This window comes from Streptomyces sp. CNQ085, assembly GCF_022614595.1.
GTDB lineage: Bacteria > Actinomycetota > Actinomycetes > Streptomycetales > Streptomycetaceae > Streptomyces.
Genome location: NZ_JAJFAU010000042.1, coordinates 1 through 16,088 on the forward strand (window position 1 = coordinate 1; position 16,088 = coordinate 16,088).

At 71.0% G+C, this 16,088-nt stretch carries 12 protein-coding genes and 1 pseudogene; 5 read left to right on the plus strand and 8 right to left on the minus strand.

Features of this window, described 5'->3' with window-relative positions; genetic code table 11:
• Positions 1-124, plus strand: a pseudogene (locus LJ221_RS10150) (succinate--CoA ligase subunit beta); the annotation flags it as partial.
• A 211-nt stretch (positions 125-335) separates the two neighbouring features.
• Here the strand turns inward: LJ221_RS10150 and LJ221_RS10155 are convergent.
• The 6 genes from LJ221_RS10155 to asnB all read right to left on the minus strand — a co-directional run bounded on the left by LJ221_RS10155 (position 336) and on the right by asnB (position 9,019).
• The gene (locus LJ221_RS10155; protein WP_241715541.1) at positions 336-812 is read right to left on the minus strand and encodes a helix-turn-helix domain-containing protein; all 477 of its coding nucleotides are present in this window, start codon (positions 810-812) and stop codon (positions 336-338) included.
• Positions 809-1,474, minus strand: coding sequence for a hypothetical protein (locus tag LJ221_RS10160; protein ID WP_241715542.1), 666 nt, complete (start codon positions 1,472-1,474; stop codon positions 809-811). Before LJ221_RS10160 ends, LJ221_RS10155 begins: the two co-directional genes overlap by 4 nt.
• 856 nt (positions 1,475-2,330) lie before the next feature.
• Positions 2,331-3,140 carry an aspartate/glutamate racemase family protein gene (locus LJ221_RS10165; protein WP_302851983.1) on the minus strand — a complete coding sequence of 270 codons (810 nt, stop codon included), beginning with the start codon at positions 3,138-3,140 and terminating at the stop codon, positions 2,331-2,333.
• Positions 3,137-5,254 (minus strand): condensation domain-containing protein, encoded by a 2,118-nt coding sequence (locus tag LJ221_RS10170; RefSeq protein ID WP_241715544.1) that lies wholly within the window; start codon positions 5,252-5,254, stop codon positions 3,137-3,139. The genes LJ221_RS10165 and LJ221_RS10170 overlap by 4 nt, the downstream gene beginning before the upstream one ends.
• Positions 5,255-5,264: 10 nt before the next feature.
• Positions 5,265-7,100, minus strand: coding sequence for a non-ribosomal peptide synthetase (locus LJ221_RS10175; RefSeq protein ID WP_241715545.1), 1,836 nt, complete (start codon positions 7,098-7,100; stop codon positions 5,265-5,267).
• 53 nt (positions 7,101-7,153) lie between these two features.
• Entirely contained in the window at positions 7,154-9,019 is a 1,866-nt protein-coding gene (gene asnB, locus LJ221_RS10180; protein ID WP_241715546.1) for an asparagine synthase (glutamine-hydrolyzing), read from the minus strand.
• 234 nt (positions 9,020-9,253) lie between these two features.
• Between asnB and LJ221_RS10185 the strand changes: the two genes are divergently transcribed.
• On the plus strand, positions 9,254-10,768 hold the full coding sequence (locus tag LJ221_RS10185; RefSeq protein ID WP_241715547.1) for an FAD-binding protein: 1,515 nt from the start codon (positions 9,254-9,256) through the stop codon (positions 10,766-10,768).
• Between the two features lie 51 nt (positions 10,769-10,819).
• Here the strand turns inward: LJ221_RS10185 and LJ221_RS10190 are convergent, their stop codons facing one another.
• Positions 10,820-11,692 carry an LLM class F420-dependent oxidoreductase gene (locus LJ221_RS10190; RefSeq protein WP_241715548.1) on the minus strand — a complete coding sequence of 291 codons (873 nt, stop codon included), beginning with the start codon at positions 11,690-11,692 and terminating at the stop codon, positions 10,820-10,822.
• Between the two features lie 204 nt (positions 11,693-11,896).
• On the opposite strand from LJ221_RS10190, the gene LJ221_RS10195 reads away from it, so the two are divergent.
• The gene (locus LJ221_RS10195; protein ID WP_241715549.1) at positions 11,897-13,600 is read left to right on the plus strand and encodes an AMP-binding protein; all 1,704 of its coding nucleotides are present in this window, start codon (positions 11,897-11,899) and stop codon (positions 13,598-13,600) included.
• A 69-nt stretch (positions 13,601-13,669) separates the two neighbouring features.
• Here the strand turns inward: LJ221_RS10195 and LJ221_RS10200 are convergent, their stop codons facing one another.
• Entirely contained in the window at positions 13,670-14,833 is a 1,164-nt protein-coding gene (locus LJ221_RS10200; RefSeq protein WP_241715550.1) for an acyl-CoA dehydrogenase family protein, read from the minus strand.
• Between the two features lie 388 nt (positions 14,834-15,221).
• Here LJ221_RS10200 and LJ221_RS10205 point away from each other — a divergent pair, with 388 nt between their 5' ends.
• Together LJ221_RS10205 and LJ221_RS10210 are read left to right on the plus strand one after the other, a co-directional pair.
• The gene (locus tag LJ221_RS10205; RefSeq protein WP_241715551.1) at positions 15,222-15,563 is read left to right on the plus strand and encodes a YciI family protein; all 342 of its coding nucleotides are present in this window, start codon (positions 15,222-15,224) and stop codon (positions 15,561-15,563) included.
• Positions 15,564-15,565: 2 nt separating this feature from the next.
• Positions 15,566-16,042, plus strand: coding sequence for an SRPBCC domain-containing protein (locus tag LJ221_RS10210; protein ID WP_241715552.1), 477 nt, complete (start codon positions 15,566-15,568; stop codon positions 16,040-16,042).
• The last annotated feature ends 46 nt before the right edge of the window (positions 16,043-16,088 follow it).

A 16,088-nucleotide genomic window follows, 5' to 3' on the forward strand; every position in this document is an offset into this window, starting at 1 on the left:
TCTGGAGGACAAGGCCGCGGCCAACCCGCTGGAGGCCGCCGCCAAGGCCAGGGGTCTGAACTACGTCAAGCTCGACGGCCAGGTCGGCATCATCGGCAACGGCGCGGGCCTGGTCATGAGCACCCCGCGCACTCCGCAGGGCTGCGCCGCCACCACGGCGTAACGAGGCAGACGGGGGAGGACCGGATGTCGCCGTTCCGCCGACCCGGGAGACCGGGGTCGCTCGCGGCGCCGCCCCATCGGGAACGACCACCGGCGTGTTCGCCGACGCCGGCGGGGTGCGCGTCACCGGCCATGCCGCGATCACCCGCCGCATGGCCGGTGTCCGGCGCGGATCATTGTCTGCGGCGGGCGGCGAGATCGATGGGAGGCTCGGGCGTCCTCTGCCGTTGAGCGGCCCGTCGCCGCTTCTCCCTCTCGTACCGGGCGATCTGTTCCTCGTACCGCTCCTGGAAGTCGGGATGGTCGAAACGGTCGTCGTCATCCAGGGCCACGATCGCCTGGAGCTGCTCGGCAGGGGTACGGAACCCGGCGACGAGAGGACTGAGCCGGTAGGCGCCGTTGCCTTCCTTCCACACCATGCGGGCGAAGGTCAGATGCTGCAGGGCCCGGGTGACTTTGGGCCGGGTGATACCGAGTTCCCCGGCAATGGTGCCGTGGGTGACCAGACAGCGCCCTCCCGGCTCCTGCCGACCGAGCAAATGCAGCAGCACCGGGTATGCGGCCGGCGGCATCCCGCGGGGAGTGAAGACCAGGGCGTTGTTGGCGGTCCAGACGTACTCGGGGGCTGAGTGCTCCACGGCGATCGTCATGACGTCCCATCCTTCGTCTTACGCGTCCGGCGGGTCTGGGCGCGGGCCTTGTCCTCCCGAGGCGGCTTCTTCGCGGGGTCGGGAAGCTGCCGCAGCTCCCGGAACGCCTCAGGCAGGTCCGGGTTGCCCGCGATATCGTCCAGGAGCGCCAACTGGTCGACTCTCATTGTGCCCTGTGCCCTCATCCCCGGGCTGGGCTCGATCGGCACCCGGCCGCCTCTGAGCGACAACCGCGGGTGCAACTGGTACACCCCGGGCCTGATCCGGGCCACCAGCCCGGTCCGCCCGGCCTCCTTCAGCGAGCGGGAGATCTGCGACTGCCGTACGCCCAGCAGTCCGGCGAGACGAACCTGGGTCGCCTGGACGATTCCACCGGACTTCTGCATCCCCATCATCCGGACGATCAGCCGCAGAGAGACGATGTCGTCCCGGTAGTAGTCCGCCAGCCAGCACAGGAATGCCTGGCTGTCCATCACGAAGTCGCCGTCGAGGAAGCCGTCGCTGGTGACCGGCGGCTCGACCGCGGCCCGGTACCCGTCGGGAAGGTTCACGACGTTCGCGCGTCGCAGCGCGCCGGGCTGCCGGAAGGCGCTGGGCGGGGGCGGCGGAAGCGCGGACGGCGCTGGCCGCCGTCGCGGCTGCTTCTTCGGCTGTGCGGTCATCGCGGGACGAGCTCCTCATATGTCGGTTGGACCCGGCGGCCGCAGCATACGGGATTGTCCCCCCAGTGCACTTTAGTGTTCCCCTGGTGCACTTTCTGCGCGTCATTATCACTCTCGGGTGATAAACCAAAGCTTCTTGACGCCTCGGGCCCCATCCATGCGTGACCAGCAGAATGTACCCCCTGTGCACAATCTCAGTGGCGAACACATCTGTCTTCACTCATAAAATGTACCCCCTGTGCACAAAATGGCCGAGTTTTATAACCCCCGGGTGATAATCACGACCTTCCTTTATCACCCGGGGGTGATATTCCAGCGCCTCACCCACCTCTTTGACCTGCGAAGACGCGGTTCTCTCAACTATCTAGAGCGTGCGCGCGCGTGATACACCAGAAGCACACCTACCGCAATTACCAACACGCCTCTTCCTCGCCACAGGCCTCTGTCACCGGTACAACCTGTCCAGGAAGGTGAGCCCTGTCCCCACACACCCGGCTTCGCGGAGCAACCCCGGGGCGCGGACATCACCAGCGCTGCTGTTCTCCGGGTGGTGCTGGTCGTGACGGATGAGCCGACAGGAGTGGTGGAGCCCGGTGGGTGGTTCCGCCGCGCGGCCCTGGGGGCCGCGCGGCTGCGGTGGCCTCCGCACGTCGTTCGTATGTCTGCCGCTCGGACGGGGTGCCGTTCGTCGGTTGCGGCTTCGTATTGCGGTGATCCGGTTCGCTTGTCACGATTCGGCCCGGTGAAGGGGTGACCGATGGTGCGACGGGGCGTCGGCCGCGGCATGACGGTGCCTCGACGGCCGTAACGCCTATCGCGCGGGGCACGGACCGCAGGGCTCCGGACCGTATGGAGGTCAGTACCCGGCCGGGCGGAGCGGCAGGGGTGCCGCCCGCCTACCGAGCGGGGCGCTGACCGGCTCCCGCGCCGCGCCGGGCCGGGCGGTCCGGCGCGGGAGCCGTACCGGGTAGAGGGCGTCGGCACAGGCTGAGGCGAGGGCGTCCAGGCTGGAGACCTCGGCCTCGGGAGGAAGCTTCGCCGCAGTGTATGCGAGGGGGAGTTCCGTACAGGCGGTGAGAACCGGCAGGGGGGCACGGTGCCACAGCGTGTGCAGGGCCGCGGCGAGCGGCGGCCCCGCTTCCACCGTGCGGCCCGCCTTGACGAGCACCGCGACACGGTGGATCGTGGCCTGCACGGCCGCCCCGGGCAGGACCAGCCGGTAGCCGAGTTCGGCGGCCCGTCGCTGGTAGAGGCCGCTCTCCACGGTGCCCGCGGTGGCGGCCAGCCAGCCGCCCCCGGGACTCCTGGCCATGGCTGCCCGCAGTGTTGCGTCCACGATGTGGACGACCGGAACCGGAAGCTCGCCGATCGAGTCGATGTAGGCGTGGGCCGTGTTGCACGGAACGGCCAGCAGGTCCGCGCCCCAGCGCACCAGCGTCGCCAGGCCCTCGCGGATCGCCGGCAGTGGTGACTCCCCGCCTTCCGTGAGCGCTGCGGACCGGTCGGGTACCGAGGGGTCCGACAGCATCACGATCCGCGGGTGGTTCTGGTCGTTGTCGGCCGGCACCCGGGCGGCGAGCAGCCGGAGGAACTCCGCTGTGGCCGCGGGGCCCATTCCTCCGAGAACACCGAGTGTTCCACCGGGTACAGGCACCGGGTCCGTCATGATGCCGTGAGCCGGCGGGCCACTCGCTCCGGCAGCGCGGTGGCCCGTAGGCGCCGGCGCAGCTCCGGTGTGCACCACCAGTCCATGTACTGTGTTCGGTCGCGGACCACGCCGTGCACCCGCACCCCGTTCCACCCGGTTCCCGGCAGCACGCTGAAGTCCGCCTCTTCACCCACCACCCGTGTGAACGGCGAACCGGCCGGCAGCAGCCCGTCAAGGTCGCCGAAGTGCTCGTAACGGATCACAGAACCGCCTTCCGCAGGCGGTACCGGAGCCCAGCGGCCGAGCCAGGCGGGACCGCCCGCTTCCGTGTGGTCGACGATCTCGGCGTCCGGCGTGTCACCCAGGTCCGTGAGCACCGCGGCCAGGGCCTCGGCCACGCGGGCCGCGCTCACGGGCGTACCGCAGGCCACACTGAGCCGCGTCGACTCCGTGCTCACGTGTCCTGCCGGACTCACGTGTCCTGCCGGACTCACGTGTCCTGCCGGACTCACGTGTCCTGCCGGACTCACGGCAGCCGATGAGACCTGTTCCAGGAAGGATTCCGTCGGCGTGAGCGCCGCCTCGCCCCCGTTGGCCCACAGGGCCGACAAGTCGCGCAGCAGCAAGCGCCAGGAGCGGGTGTCCGCCAGCAGTTCGTGTACGACCAGCAGCAGCCGTGCCGGGAGCGGCCCGCGGTCGACCAGGGCGAGCTGCCAGAGCGGTCCGTCGGTCAGGTCGAGCCGGGAGCGCAGCCGGTCCACAGCGGTGCGCACCAGCCCGGCCTCGGCCGACGGGTCCCGTCCGGACGCGTCCAGGCGCAGCACCGGCACGGCTCCGGCCGGGCCCGCGTCGTACTGCCGCCACCCGTCGCTCCGCTCCTCGAACCGCAGACGCAGGGCCTCGTGGTGCAGTAGCAGCCGGAGCGCCACCCGGCGCACCAGCGCCTTGTCCGCTGGGGTCGGGGTCTGCAGCAGCAGACTCCTGGCCTGCCGGCCGGGAGCCCCGGCAGTGTCCCGCAGGACACGGCACTGGGCGGGCGTCAGCGGCGTGCGCCGGGAGACCGGCGGGGCCGACGCGACGGTGGTCCGCGTGGCCACCACCGGCCGCGCGGTGCTCTCCTCCGGCAGCGGGTAACCGATCTGCAGCAGCATCTTGCGCACCCGGGGCGTCGCCGGCGGAGTGCGCAGCTCCTCGTCCGCCTCCGCCCGCTCCAGGTGCCCGAGGCGCACTTCCCAGCGAGTGGGGGCCTCGTAGTTGTGGAAGCCGCGTTCGCGGGTGTGGACCAGTACTCCCGCATCGTTGATCATGCAGTTGGAGCTGCAGAAACCGGTGTCGCCCGGCTGCGACCACAGGTCGGAGCGCGACCGCAGCAGTGCGCGGATGCCGTCCTTGGTGATGTCGGAGTAGCGGTAGTAGTCGACGACCTCGACGGAGTCGACCACCTCGGCGGGGACCATCCCGCCGGACTGGTGGTAGACGCGCCGCCCCTCCCGCAGGCGCGGCTCGATCTCGGCCGGATCGAAGATGCCCTGGCGGTGGAACCAGGACAGCCGCTCGTCCATGATCTGACCGCGCGACAGGCCGGTGACGATGGTAGGGATGCCGAGGTCGTGCGCGTGCTGGAGGCTCAGGTCCAGCAGTGAACGGAAGCAGCCGTTGCACACGCTCTTGTGCTGCTGGAGGCTGCGCCGGAACACCGCGTTCTGGTCGGAGTGCGTCAGGGTGACGTGCTCGATGCCGAGGTCGGCGGTGATGGTCTCGACGTTGCGCAGCGCGGTCCGGGAGATGAAACCGTTGTCGAAGGTGAAGGTCCGCACCCGCAGACCGAGGTCGATCAGCCGGTACAGGACGTACGAGCTGTCCTTGCCGCCGCTGTACAGCAGCAGGCAGTCGACGGCGGAGTCACGGGCCCGCGCACGGCTGCGGACGAGTTCGACGAAATGGTCGGTGTCCCCGAAGTAGGCGTTGATCTCGGTGGCGTGCCGCGCGTACAGGACGCACAGGTCACAGACCCCGGCCGCGTCGAAGGTGATGCCGGGATAGCGGCCGGTGATGCCGCAGCGGACGCAGGCGTCCCCGGCGGTGTCCGGGCCGGGGGGAGAGTGGGGCGGCTGGACTGGGTGAGTGGTCATCGGCGGGCCCTTAGCTGGCGAAGAGGTCGTCGAGCGGTGCGTCGGCCGTGAGCAGCTCCTTCTCGACCGCCGCGGCGAGCGCCGAGACGGTCGGGGACAGCAGGAAGTCCCGCAGCGGCACCGAGACGCCGAAGGACTGGCCGATCCGGCCGAGCAGCTCGACGACGAGCAGCGAGGTGCCGCCGGAGGCGAAGAAGTCGTCGTCCCGGCCCACGCCGGACGCCGGCAGGATCGCGAGCCACAGGTCGGCGACGGCCCGCTCGGTCGCGGTCAGCGGCGGCGTGCCGTCTCGGTCAGCGGCGACACGCCGGACGGGGGCGGGCAGAGCCTTGCGGTCGGTCTTCCCGCTGAGCGTGCGGGGCATTTCGGGCAGTACAACGAAGAGCGCCGGCACCGCGGCGTCCGGGAGCCGTTCGCGAAGATGGGAGCGGAGCCGCTGCTCGAGGTCCGCGGACAGGGTGTCGCCGACCGTCCCGCGCGGTTCGAGGTAGGCGCAGAGCCGGGCGGTCCCGCCCTCCTCATGGGCGACCACGGCCGCGTCGGCGATGTCCGGATGCGCGCGCAGCACGCTCTCGACGCCTTCCAGCTCTACCCGTACGCCGCCGATCTTGACCTGGTGGTCCTTGCGGCCGAGGAACTCCAGGCATCCGTCCGGCAGCAGGCGGCCGAAGTCGCCGGTGCGGTAGACGACATCGGCGGGGTCGCCGGTGACCGGGTGCGGGACGAAGACCCGGGCGGTCTCCTGGGGACGCCGGTGGTAGCCGAGAGTGCGGTCGGGGGTGCGCAGGTGGATCTCGCCGACCGCGCCGGGTTCCGCGAGCCGGCCCGACTCGTCGACCAGCAGCACCTCGGCACCAGGCATCGGGCGGCCGACGGGGATGGACGGAAGCGTCAGGTCGGCGCGGGTGACCTCGTGGAAGGTCTTTGTCATCGTCGTCTCCGACGGACCGTACAGGTTGAGCAGTCGGATCCGGTCGCCGTAGTGCCCGAAGAGGCGTTCGGCGTCCTGCGGCGCGAGCCGTTCGCCGGAGAGCGCCACCCAGCGCAGCGAGGCGAGGGCGTGGTCGCCCGCGATCGCGGCCGACACCAGGCCCCGGAACAGCGAGGGCACGGTGTGGATGAGGTCAATCCGCTGCTCGTCGGTCCAGCGGGCCAGGGCGGCCGGGTCCAGCCTCGTCCGTCGGGGCGGGGCGACCAGGGTCCCGCCGACGGCGAGCGGGACGAACAGGTCGCGCAGTACTGCGTCGAACGACGGCGAGACCAGTTGCGCCACCCGCCAGTCGGGCGCGACGCCCAACTGCTCGGTCTCCCAACGGATGTAGGGGGCGATGGAGCCGAGCCGGCCGACGATGCCCTTGGGGCGGCCCGTGGTGCCGGAGGTGAAGAACACGTACGCGGGGTCGTCCGCGGCCGCGCGATGCCCCGGTCTGCCGGACGCGGAGGCCGAGGGGCCGACGGTGACGGCCTGGGCGCCGGGCACGGCCTCGGAGAGCGCCCGCAGGGCCGCGGGGTCGGCCGGGTCGGCGACCACGGCCCAGCGCGGGTCGAGATCGAGCAGCATCGACCGCAGCCGGACGGGTGTCGCGGTCAGGTCCATCGGGACGAACACGCCGCCCGTTCGCATGATGCCGAGGACGGCGGCCGCCAGGTCGCGACGGTCCTCGACCAGGACGGGAACGAGGGATCCGGCCCCGGCACCCGCGGCCGTGAGTTCCGCGGCCACGTGTGCGGCGCGCGCGTCGAGTCCGGCGTAGTCGAGACGGTCTGTGTCCGTCTCGACGGCCACGCGTCCGGGGAAACGCTCGATCGTCCTCTCCACCAGGTCGTGAATGGCTTCGAACGTCATCGTGATTCCTTTCTCTGTCCCGGAAGGCCCCGTGAGGGCCGCCCGTCCGGCCGTCACGGGTGATCTGGAAGGGAGAAGGTGTCCAGGAGGATGCCGAAGGTCAGGACAGTGAGCAGCAGGTCGTCGCCGAAGTGGGGGTGGATCTCGAAACCGTCGCGGGTGTACCGGGCGCGGAGCCGTTCCACGGTCGCCGGGTCGAAGAACCCCTGCCGCCTGATCCGCGCGGGGGAGAGTATGTCGTTGATCCACTCGATGCCGGCGCGCAGCAGGGCCGGACTGCCGGGGGCGCGGAAGCCGAACTTCTCGCGGTCGACGATCTCCGGCGGCACCAGGCCCTGGGCCGCCTGGCGTACGACGTACTTCTCCCCGCCGCGCGGGTGCACCTTGAGATGGGCGGGGACGCGGGTGGCGAACTCCGTCACCGCGCGGTCCAGGAACGGGTAGCGGGCCTCCACGGAGTGGGCCATGGCCATCCGGTCGCCGTGGTCGGCGAGCAGGTGGTCCGAGAGCCGCAGCCGGAAGTCGAGGTAGGAGCGCTGTGCCAACGGGTCGCGGCCCGCCAGCCGGTCGTGGTCCACCGGGGCTTCGCGCAGGCAGTCCACCTCAGCGAACGCCTCCCGCACGGAAGGTGAGTACAGGGCCATCTTGGCCTCGCGCCAGGCGTGGTAGGGACGTTCGTAGAACAGTCCGGGATCGCCCCACAGCCGCCGCCGGGCATCGTCCTCCAGAGCGTCGGCGAGCGGGTCCCCCGAGCGGTCCGCGCCGCGGCCCAGGCGGTCGAAGCGGTAGCCGACGTAGCCGCCGAACAGTTCGTCGGCGCCCTCCCCCGTGAGAATCGCCCGGGTGCCGCTCTCGCGCACCCGCCGGGCCAGCGCGAGCGAGCAGGTGTTGTAGGTCTCCTTCACGGGCGTCTCGGCGTGCAGCACCATCCGCTGCAGCCCCTCGACGATCTCGTCGGCGGTGAACGGGATCTCATGGTGGCGGGATCCGGCCTTCCGCGCCATCAGGCGCTGGTAGCCGGACTCGTCGATCTCGGCCTCCGGGAAGGTCACGGAGAACGAGTCGGCCGAGGGTGCGAGCTCGCTGACCAGACCGGCGATCAGCGAGGAGTCGAGACCACCGCTGAGATAGAAGCCGACCGGCACGTCGGCACTCAGACGCAGCCGCACCGCCTCCGTCAGCAGTTCCCGCAGCCGCTCCGGATAGTAGGCGTCCGGGTGCTCCTGGGGTTCGCCGGCAGGCGGCAGGTCGAGGTCCCAGTACCGCGTCTCCCGCACGGACCCGTCCTCCACCAGCAGGTAGTGGCCGGGCCGTACCGCGCGCACCCCCCGGAACATGGTGCGGGGGCTGACCAGGCCGGGGAAGGTCAGCACCTGGTCGAGGCCGGTGAGGTCCACCGCCCGGTCCACCTCCGGGTGTGCCAGGACTGCCTTCGCCTCCGAGCCGAAGACGAACCGGTCGCGCGTGATGGCGTAATGCAGCGGCAGGATGCCGGCGTGGTCGCGGGCGAGGAACAGGCGGCGACGCGGCCGGTCGTACAACGCGAAGGCGAACTGCCCGTTGAGCCGGTGCAGCAGCGCGGTGCCCTCCTCCTCGTAGAGGTGGACGACGACCTCGACGTCGCAGCCGGTCGTGAAGCGGTGTCCCTTGGCCTCGAGCCCGGCGCGCAGTTCACGATGGTTGAAGATCTCGCCGTTGCACACCATGACCACGGAGCCGTCCTCGCCGGACATCGGCTGGGCGCCGCCGGCGAGGTCGTTGATGGCGAGGCGCCGGAAGCCGAGTCCGACGCCGTCCCGGAGGTAGGTGCCGCCGGAGTCGGGTCCCCGGTGCAGCAGGTTCGCCGTCATGCCGTCGAGCACCCGGGCATCGACTCCCGCCCCGTCGTGCAGGGCCATGGCCCCGGCGATGCCGCACATGTGACGGACCCTCCTTCGTCGGGCTATGACGCCCACAAAACCAGCGGCCCGGCCGGTGCCACAAGCGAATCCCACGCACACCGGGCCCTTGAGCAATCTGGAAGAAAGCGCTCTGCCGGGAAACCGCACACCGGGAGAAGACATCCCGATCCGGGCTCGTCCACGCTGGTGGCGGCCCCCGGGCCGGCCCGGCCGGAGGCGCCGGGCGACCGCCCGCCCCGATGGAGGAACGACGTGACCGAGACGGACATCCCCGCCTTCGCCGCAGCCACGATCACTGCGGCCGACCCGCGCTACCCGAGCCTGGTGCTGGGCACCAACCACCGTTTCCCCGGGCGGCCGGAGTACGTACAGGTGGTCACCACGACCGCCCAGGTGGTGGACGCGGTGACCGAGGCCGTGGGGGCCGGCAAGCGGGTCTCCGTGCGCAGCGGCGGACACGGCTTCGAGGACCTCAACACCGACGGTGTGGAGGTCCTCCTCGACATGTCCGAGATGACCGACGTCCGATACGACGCCGAGCGGCGTGCTTTCGCCATCGAGGCGGGCGCGACCCTCGGGCACGTCTATCGGGTGTTGTTCAAGGGCTGGGGCGTCACCATCCCCGCCGGGGAGTGCCCCGAGGTCGGGGTCGGCGGGCACATCGTCGGCGGAGGCTACGGACCGCTCTCCCGCAGCCTCGGTGCCGTCGTCGACTACCTGTACGCGGTGGAGGTCGTCGTCGTCGGCGAGGACGGCACGGCCCGCGCGATCGTCGCGACCCGCGAGGAGGACGACCCGCACCGCGAGCTGTGGTGGGCCCACACCGGTGGCGGCGGTGGCACCTTCGGCGTCGTCACGCGCTACTGGATGCGTGCCCCCGGTGCCGAAGGCGAGGACCCGGCAGAACTGCTTCCGAAGGCGCCCGGGGCCTGGCGCAGCGGCATGGCGGTGTGGTCCTGGGACACCATGACACCGGACGCCTTCGCCACCCTGCAGCGCAACTTCGGCTCCTGGTTCGAGCGCAACAGCGGCCCCGAATCGCCGTACGCGGCGCTGGCGGGCTTCTTCCACGGCACCCACCGCTCCGGCTTCGGGCTGACCGTCGGCGCCCACATCGACGACGCCACCCCGGAGGCCGAACGGCTGGTGGCTGCCTTCCTCGACGAGGTCATGGCGGGTGTGGACGCCGAGCCGATGTTCGTCTCCCAGCAGGTCCGGCCCTGGCTGTACGTCTCCTCGTACCCGGGCTGGGGTGACCCGGGCGACCCGTTCACCCGCCGGATCAAGATCAAGGCCGCGTACCTGCGCAAGGGCTACTCCGCGGAGCAGACGGCCGCCATCCACCGCCATCTGACAACCGGGGAGACGAGCCCGGTCCAGCTCATCCTCATCGGTTACGGCGGCCGCGTGAACGCTGTCGCGCCGGACGCCACCGCGGTGCCCCAGCGAGACTCCGTCCTCAAGGCCGCCTACATGGCGGTGTGGGGGTCGGAGGCCGAGGACGAGACCAACATCCGGCGGGTCCGCGAGATGTACCGTGACGTGTACGCGGCCACCGGTGGGGTGCCGGTGCCGGACGAGGCCAACGACGGCAGCTACGTCAACTACGCCGACACCGATCTCGCCGACCCCGGGTGGAACACCTCCGGGATCCCGTGGCACACCCTGTACTTCAAGGACAACTACCCACGTCTGCAGCGGATCAAGAAGACCTACGATCCGCGGGACGTCTTCCACCACGCGCTGTCGGTCCGGCTGCCGGACTGATCCGCCCCCGCCCGCCCGCCGGACGGGGCCGCGCCCCGGCGGGCGGGCGGATCAGGCGTCCTCGACGGCGGGCAGCACCCGCTCGCCGATCAGCTCTATCGAGGCGACCTGGTCCCGGCCCTCCAGGATGCCGATCACCCGCGTGACACCGGCCTCGGCGATCTGGCGCAGTGTGTCGGCGAGTTCGTCCGCCGAGACGGCGTCCCGCGGCGTGAACGGCATGATGCAGGTCTTCTCGATCGTGTCGTAGTCCCGGCCCTCCGAATCGCAGTGACGGCGCAGCACCGCCAGTTTGCCGCCCAGGTCCGGGCCCGGGTACAGGTTGCAGGCGTCCGCGTGGCGGGCGACCAGGCGCAGGGTCTTCTTCTCACCACCCCCGCCGATCATGAGCTGCGGACGGGTCAGGTTCTGCGGCACGTTCAGAGCCCGCTCAAGGTGGTGGTGACGACCCGTGAGGGGCTTCTCGTCACCGCGTTCGCCGGCCCACATGCTCCGGCAGATCCGCACCGCGTCCTCCAGCTGCTCGAACCGCTCGGCCGTCGTCGGGAAACCGATGCCCAGGCCGCGCGCCTCCTCCTCGTACCAGCCGGCGCCGATGCCGAGATCGGCCCGCCCGCCGGACAGCACGTTCAGCGTCGTCACCGTCTTGGCCAGCAGACCTGGGGAACGGAAATGGACCCCCGCGACCATGGGCATGAGCCGGATGCGACGGGTGTGAGCGGCGATGGTGGCGAGCGTCGTGAAGCACTCCAGCATCGGCTGCTCGGGACCTCCCAGGTGGGGGCCCTGCCAGACGTGGTCGGCGACGCCGATGACGTCGAAACCCGCATCGTCGGCGGTGCGGGACATCGCCTTGAGCGTGTCCGCCATGCGTTCCGCTCCGCCGTCCCAGGCGTAGTCCGCGAATGCCAGGCCGAGTTTCATGGCAGGTCTCCCAACAGGGGCTCGATGACGGGGGTACGCCCGTGGCGAGGCCGCCGGACGGGGCAACCGCAGAATAGGACGGATGTCCCGTCCGGCCCTTCTCCGAACGTGCGGGATCGTCCCCACCGCGGCGAGCCGTACGGCACCGTGAAAAGGGCAATCACCGAGATGCGGCCCGCGCGTCACCGCGGCGAGCCTGAGTGGATGAACCCACTTGAGCTGGAAGACGCGTCGACGCCGACCGGCCCGTCGGTGGGGTGCGCGGCGGCCGCCCTGCCCAGCCACGCCCGGGGCAGCCATCACCTGGCACTCCTCGACGAGACCATCGGTGCCCAGCTGAGCAGGACCGTCGCCTCCTTCCCCGGCCGTGACGCCGTCGTCGACAGGACCGGCGAGGGCCGCCGCTGGAGCTACGCCGAACTGGACGCGCGCACCGACGCGCTCGCGGTCGGCCTGCTGGAACTGGGCGTCGCACCGGGGGACCGGGTCGGGCTGTGGGCGCCGAACAGCGCCGACTGGGTACTCACCCAGTACGCGGCCGTGAAGATCGGCGCGATCCTCGTCAACATCAATCCCGCCTACCGCACCCACGAGCTGGAGTACGTGCTCGCCCACGCCGGGGTGCAGGTGCTGATCGCCGCACCAGTGCTGCGCAACGCAGACGCCGCCGGGCTGATCGAGGAGGTCACGCCGCGCTGCCCGTCCCTGCGTCACACCGTCCTGATCGGCGGCGAGCAGTGGCGCGCTCTGCTGGCCTGTCCGGACCCGCACGGTCTGCGGCGCCTCGCCTCGGTGGAGGCGTCACTGAACCCCGACGACCCGGTCAACATCCAGTACACCTCGGGTACGACCGGCCTGCCCAAGGGAGCCACGCTCACCCACCGCAACATCCTCAACAACGGCTTCTTCACCGGTGAACTGCTGGAGTACACCGAGGCCGACCGTGTCTGCCTGCCGGTCCCCTTCTTCCACTGCTTCGGCATGGTGATGGGCACGATCGCGGCGCTCAGCCACGGCGCGTGCGTGGTCATCCCCGCCGCCTTCTTCGACGCGCGCGCGACACTGGCGGCGGTCGAGGCAGAGAGGTGCACCTCCCTGTACGGTGTGCCGACGATGTTCATCGCCGAACTCGCCGACCCCGGCTTCGACGGCTTCGACCTCACGTCGCTGCGCACCGGCATCATGTCCGGAACCCCCTGCCCGGTCGAGGTGATGCGCCAGGTCATCGACCGGATGCACATGGCACGGGTGACGATCTGCTACGGGATGACGGAGACCTCCCCCGTGGCCTGCCAGACCCGCCCGGACGACTCGCTCGGACGCCGGGTGTCCACCGTTGGCACGGCCGGCCCGCACGTGGAGATCAAGATCGTGGACCCGGAGACCGGGAAGACCGTGCCCCGCGGCAGACAGGGCGAGTTCCGCACCCGCGGCTACTCGGTGATGCGGGGCTACTGGCGGCAGCCCGACAAGACCGCCGAGGCCATCGACGCGGACGGCTGGATGCGCACCGGGGACCTCGCGGTCATGGACGCCGACGGCTACGTCAGCATCACGGGCCGGATCAAGGACCTGGTCATCCGCGGCGGCGAGAACGTCTACCCGCGTGAGATCGAGGAGTTCCTGCACACTCACCCGGACATCCTCGACGCCCAGGTGGTCGGCGTCCCGGACCCGTACTACGGCGAGGAGATCATGGCCTGGATCCGGCTGCGGGGCGGTGCCGCGCCGCTCGGTGCGGCCGAACTGCGGGCGTACTGCGCCGGCCGGCTGGCCCACTACAAGATCCCTCGTCATGTGGCGGTCGTGGACTCCTTCCCGATGACCGCCAGCGGCAAGGTCCGCAAGGTCGAGCTGCGCGAGAGGGGCGCGGCCCTGCTGGCCGGCGGTCCGGGGCGGGCGGCCTGACCGCGTGCGGGGGAGGAGTCCGCCTCTGCGGGCCCCTCCCCCGGTGTTGCCGGACCCGCCCGGGGTGATTCAGGCGGCGGCCGGAAGTCCCAGACTGCGGGCGATCAGCATGCGCTGCACCTCGTTCGTCCCTTCGCCGACCTCGAGCACCTTGGCGTCACGGTAGAAGCGGGACACCGGGTAGTCGTTGAGGCAGCCGTAGCCGCCGAAGATCTGTGTGGCGTCGCGGGCGTTGTCCATCGCCGCGCCGGAGGCGACCAGCTTCGCGATCGACGCCTCCCTGCCGAACGGCTCGCCCCTGAGCATCTTCGTCACCGCGTGGTAGTAGGCGAGCCGGGCGCTGTGGGCCCGTACCTCCATGTCCGCGATCATGAACTGGATGGCCTGGTTGGTGCCTATGCTCCGGCCGAAGGCCACCCGCTCCCCGGCATGGCGCACCGCCTCGTCGACGCAGCCCTGGGCGATGCCGGTGCCCACCGCGGAGATCGCGATCCGGCTCTCGTCGAGCACCGACAGGAACTGGGACAGCCCCCGCCCCTCCTGCCCGAGCAGGTTCCCGGCCGGCACCCGCACGCCGGTCAGGGTCAGGCCGTGGGTGTCCGAGGAGTTCCAGCCCGCCTTGGAGTACGGCGGGGCGACCTCGAACCCGGGGGTGCCCGAGGGCACGACGATCGTCGAAGCGGCCTGGCGGCCGTCCGCACGGACTCCCGTGACGGCGGTGACCGTGACCAGCCGGGTGATGTCCGTCCCCGAGTTCGTGATGAACGACTTGGCGCCGTCGATCACCCACTCGTCGCCGTCGCGCACGGCGGTCGTGGTCAGCGACGCGATGTCGGTGCCGCCACCGGGTTCGGTCAGGCCGAACGCGCTCAGAGCCTCGCCCGCGCACAGCTGTGGCATCCAGCGCTCCTTCTGCTCGGCCGAGCCGAAGCGGTAGAGCGGCATGGCCCCCAGGGAGACCCCGGCGGACAGGGTGATCGCGACCGAGGTGTCGACGCGGGCGAGCTCCTCCAGAGCCACGCACAGAGCCAGGAAGTCCCGGCCCTGGCCGCCGTACTCCTTCGCGAAGGGAAGCCCGAACAGGCCCATCCGGCCCATCTCGGCCACCAGGTCGTAGGGGAACGCGTCCCGCTTGTACAGGTCGCCGATCACTGGGGCGACGGCAGTGCGCGCGAAGTCCGCCACACCCTCGCGCAGGACCTCGTACTCCTCGTCGAGCCGGAAGCCGATCACATCAGTCTCCTCGTGTGGTCGCGGGCCCGCGGGCGCGAGGGGAAGGGCGCCGGGCCGGGACGGGGCCGGTCAGGCAGCCGTCGACGAAATCCTGGCCGGCGATGTACGCCGAACGCCGGTGACGAGGTACGTCTTGTTCGCGAAGCCGGCCATGCCGTCAGCGTCCGGGCCGGACCACGCCGTTCGCATCTTGTGGATTGCGCAGCACCCGTCCGGCGGCCGGTGCGCCGGCTTGCGGGAGGGCCGGGAGGACAGAGCAACCTCGAAGATGCGTCGGGTGCCCGAGAACGGAGAGGCTGGAGGGGTGGACACCACGCCTTCGCGGAACGCCGTCGTCGTGGAGTCACCGACCACGCAGACAGCACGCAGTGAAAAAGGAGAGCCCCCTATGGCTCAGTTCGCGGTCCTCATCTACGAGGCGGAGATGCCCGGCGGCTGGGAGAACGCCCCGAAGGAGCTGCTCGCGGCGCACGAGGCGTTCCCCGGCAAGGTCGAGGAGCTCGGTGGCAAGATCCTCAGCAGTCTCGCCCTGCAGCCGGCCGCCGCCGCCAAGACGGTCCGCGACGGCGGCGTCGCCGACGGTCCGTTCGCCGACACCCGTGAGTCCCTCGGCGGCGCCTTTGTCCTTGAGGCCGAGGACTTGGAGAAGGCGCTGGAGATCGCCAAGTTCGTCCCCGTCCACGACGGCGGTGTCGAGATCCGCCCACTGTTCGACGCGCCGGAGGCGTGAGCGTGGCGGACACGACCGGCCTGAGCGAGATCACCGTCACCCGCGTCTTCGACGCGCCCCGGGCCGAGGTCTACCGCGCGTGGACCGAACCCGGGCTCTTCGCCCGGTGGTGGGGTCCGCGCGGCTTCACCACGGCACCCTCCACAGTGGCCCTCGACGTGCGCCCCGGCGGCGCGTGGAAGGCCACCATGGCGGCCGAGGGCATCGGTGAGTTTCCCTTCGCGGGCGTTTACCGTGAGGTCGTGCCCGGCGAGCGCCTGGTGTTCACCCTCGTCGACCCGAACGACGAGAACCTCGCGGCGCGTGCCGAGCGAGGCGAGGCGGAGGAGCTGACCACGGTCGACTTCGCCGACGACGAAGGCGGCACCCGGCTGACCTTCCGGCAGGTCGGCCGGCTCGACCCGGAGAAGACCGCGGAGGCCGAGACCGGCTGGAACAGCTTCCTCGACTGCCTCGGCGACCACCTCGCCGGGGTCTGAGCCTGAGCTCGTACGGGGAGCGGTGGCGTGACCTTCGGGTCACGCC

Bases quoted from the DNA above. Each gene is read 5' to 3' on its own strand.
- LJ221_RS10155 (WP_241715541.1), bottom strand. From the start codon at position 812: ATGACGATCGCCGTGGAGCACTCAGCCCCCGAGTACGTCTGGACCGCC.
- LJ221_RS10160 (WP_241715542.1), bottom strand. From the start codon at position 1,474: ATGACCGCACAGCCGAAGAAGCAGCCGCGACGGCGGCCAGCGCCGTCC.
- LJ221_RS10165 (WP_302851983.1), bottom strand. From the start codon at position 3,140: ATGACGGACCCGGTGCCTGTACCCGGTGGAACACTCGGTGTTCTCGGA.
- LJ221_RS10170 (WP_241715544.1), bottom strand. From the start codon at position 5,254: ATGACCACTCACCCAGTCCAGCCGCCCCACTCTCCCCCCGGCCCGGAC.
- LJ221_RS10175 (WP_241715545.1), bottom strand. From the start codon at position 7,100: ATGACGTTCGAAGCCATTCACGACCTGGTGGAGAGGACGATCGAGCGT.
- asnB (WP_241715546.1), bottom strand. From the start codon at position 9,019: ATGTGCGGCATCGCCGGGGCCATGGCCCTGCACGACGGGGCGGGAGTC.
- LJ221_RS10190 (WP_241715548.1), bottom strand. From the start codon at position 11,692: ATGAAACTCGGCCTGGCATTCGCGGACTACGCCTGGGACGGCGGAGCG.
- LJ221_RS10195 (WP_241715549.1), top strand. From the start codon at position 11,897: ATGAACCCACTTGAGCTGGAAGACGCGTCGACGCCGACCGGCCCGTCG.
- LJ221_RS10205 (WP_241715551.1), top strand. From the start codon at position 15,222: ATGGCTCAGTTCGCGGTCCTCATCTACGAGGCGGAGATGCCCGGCGGC.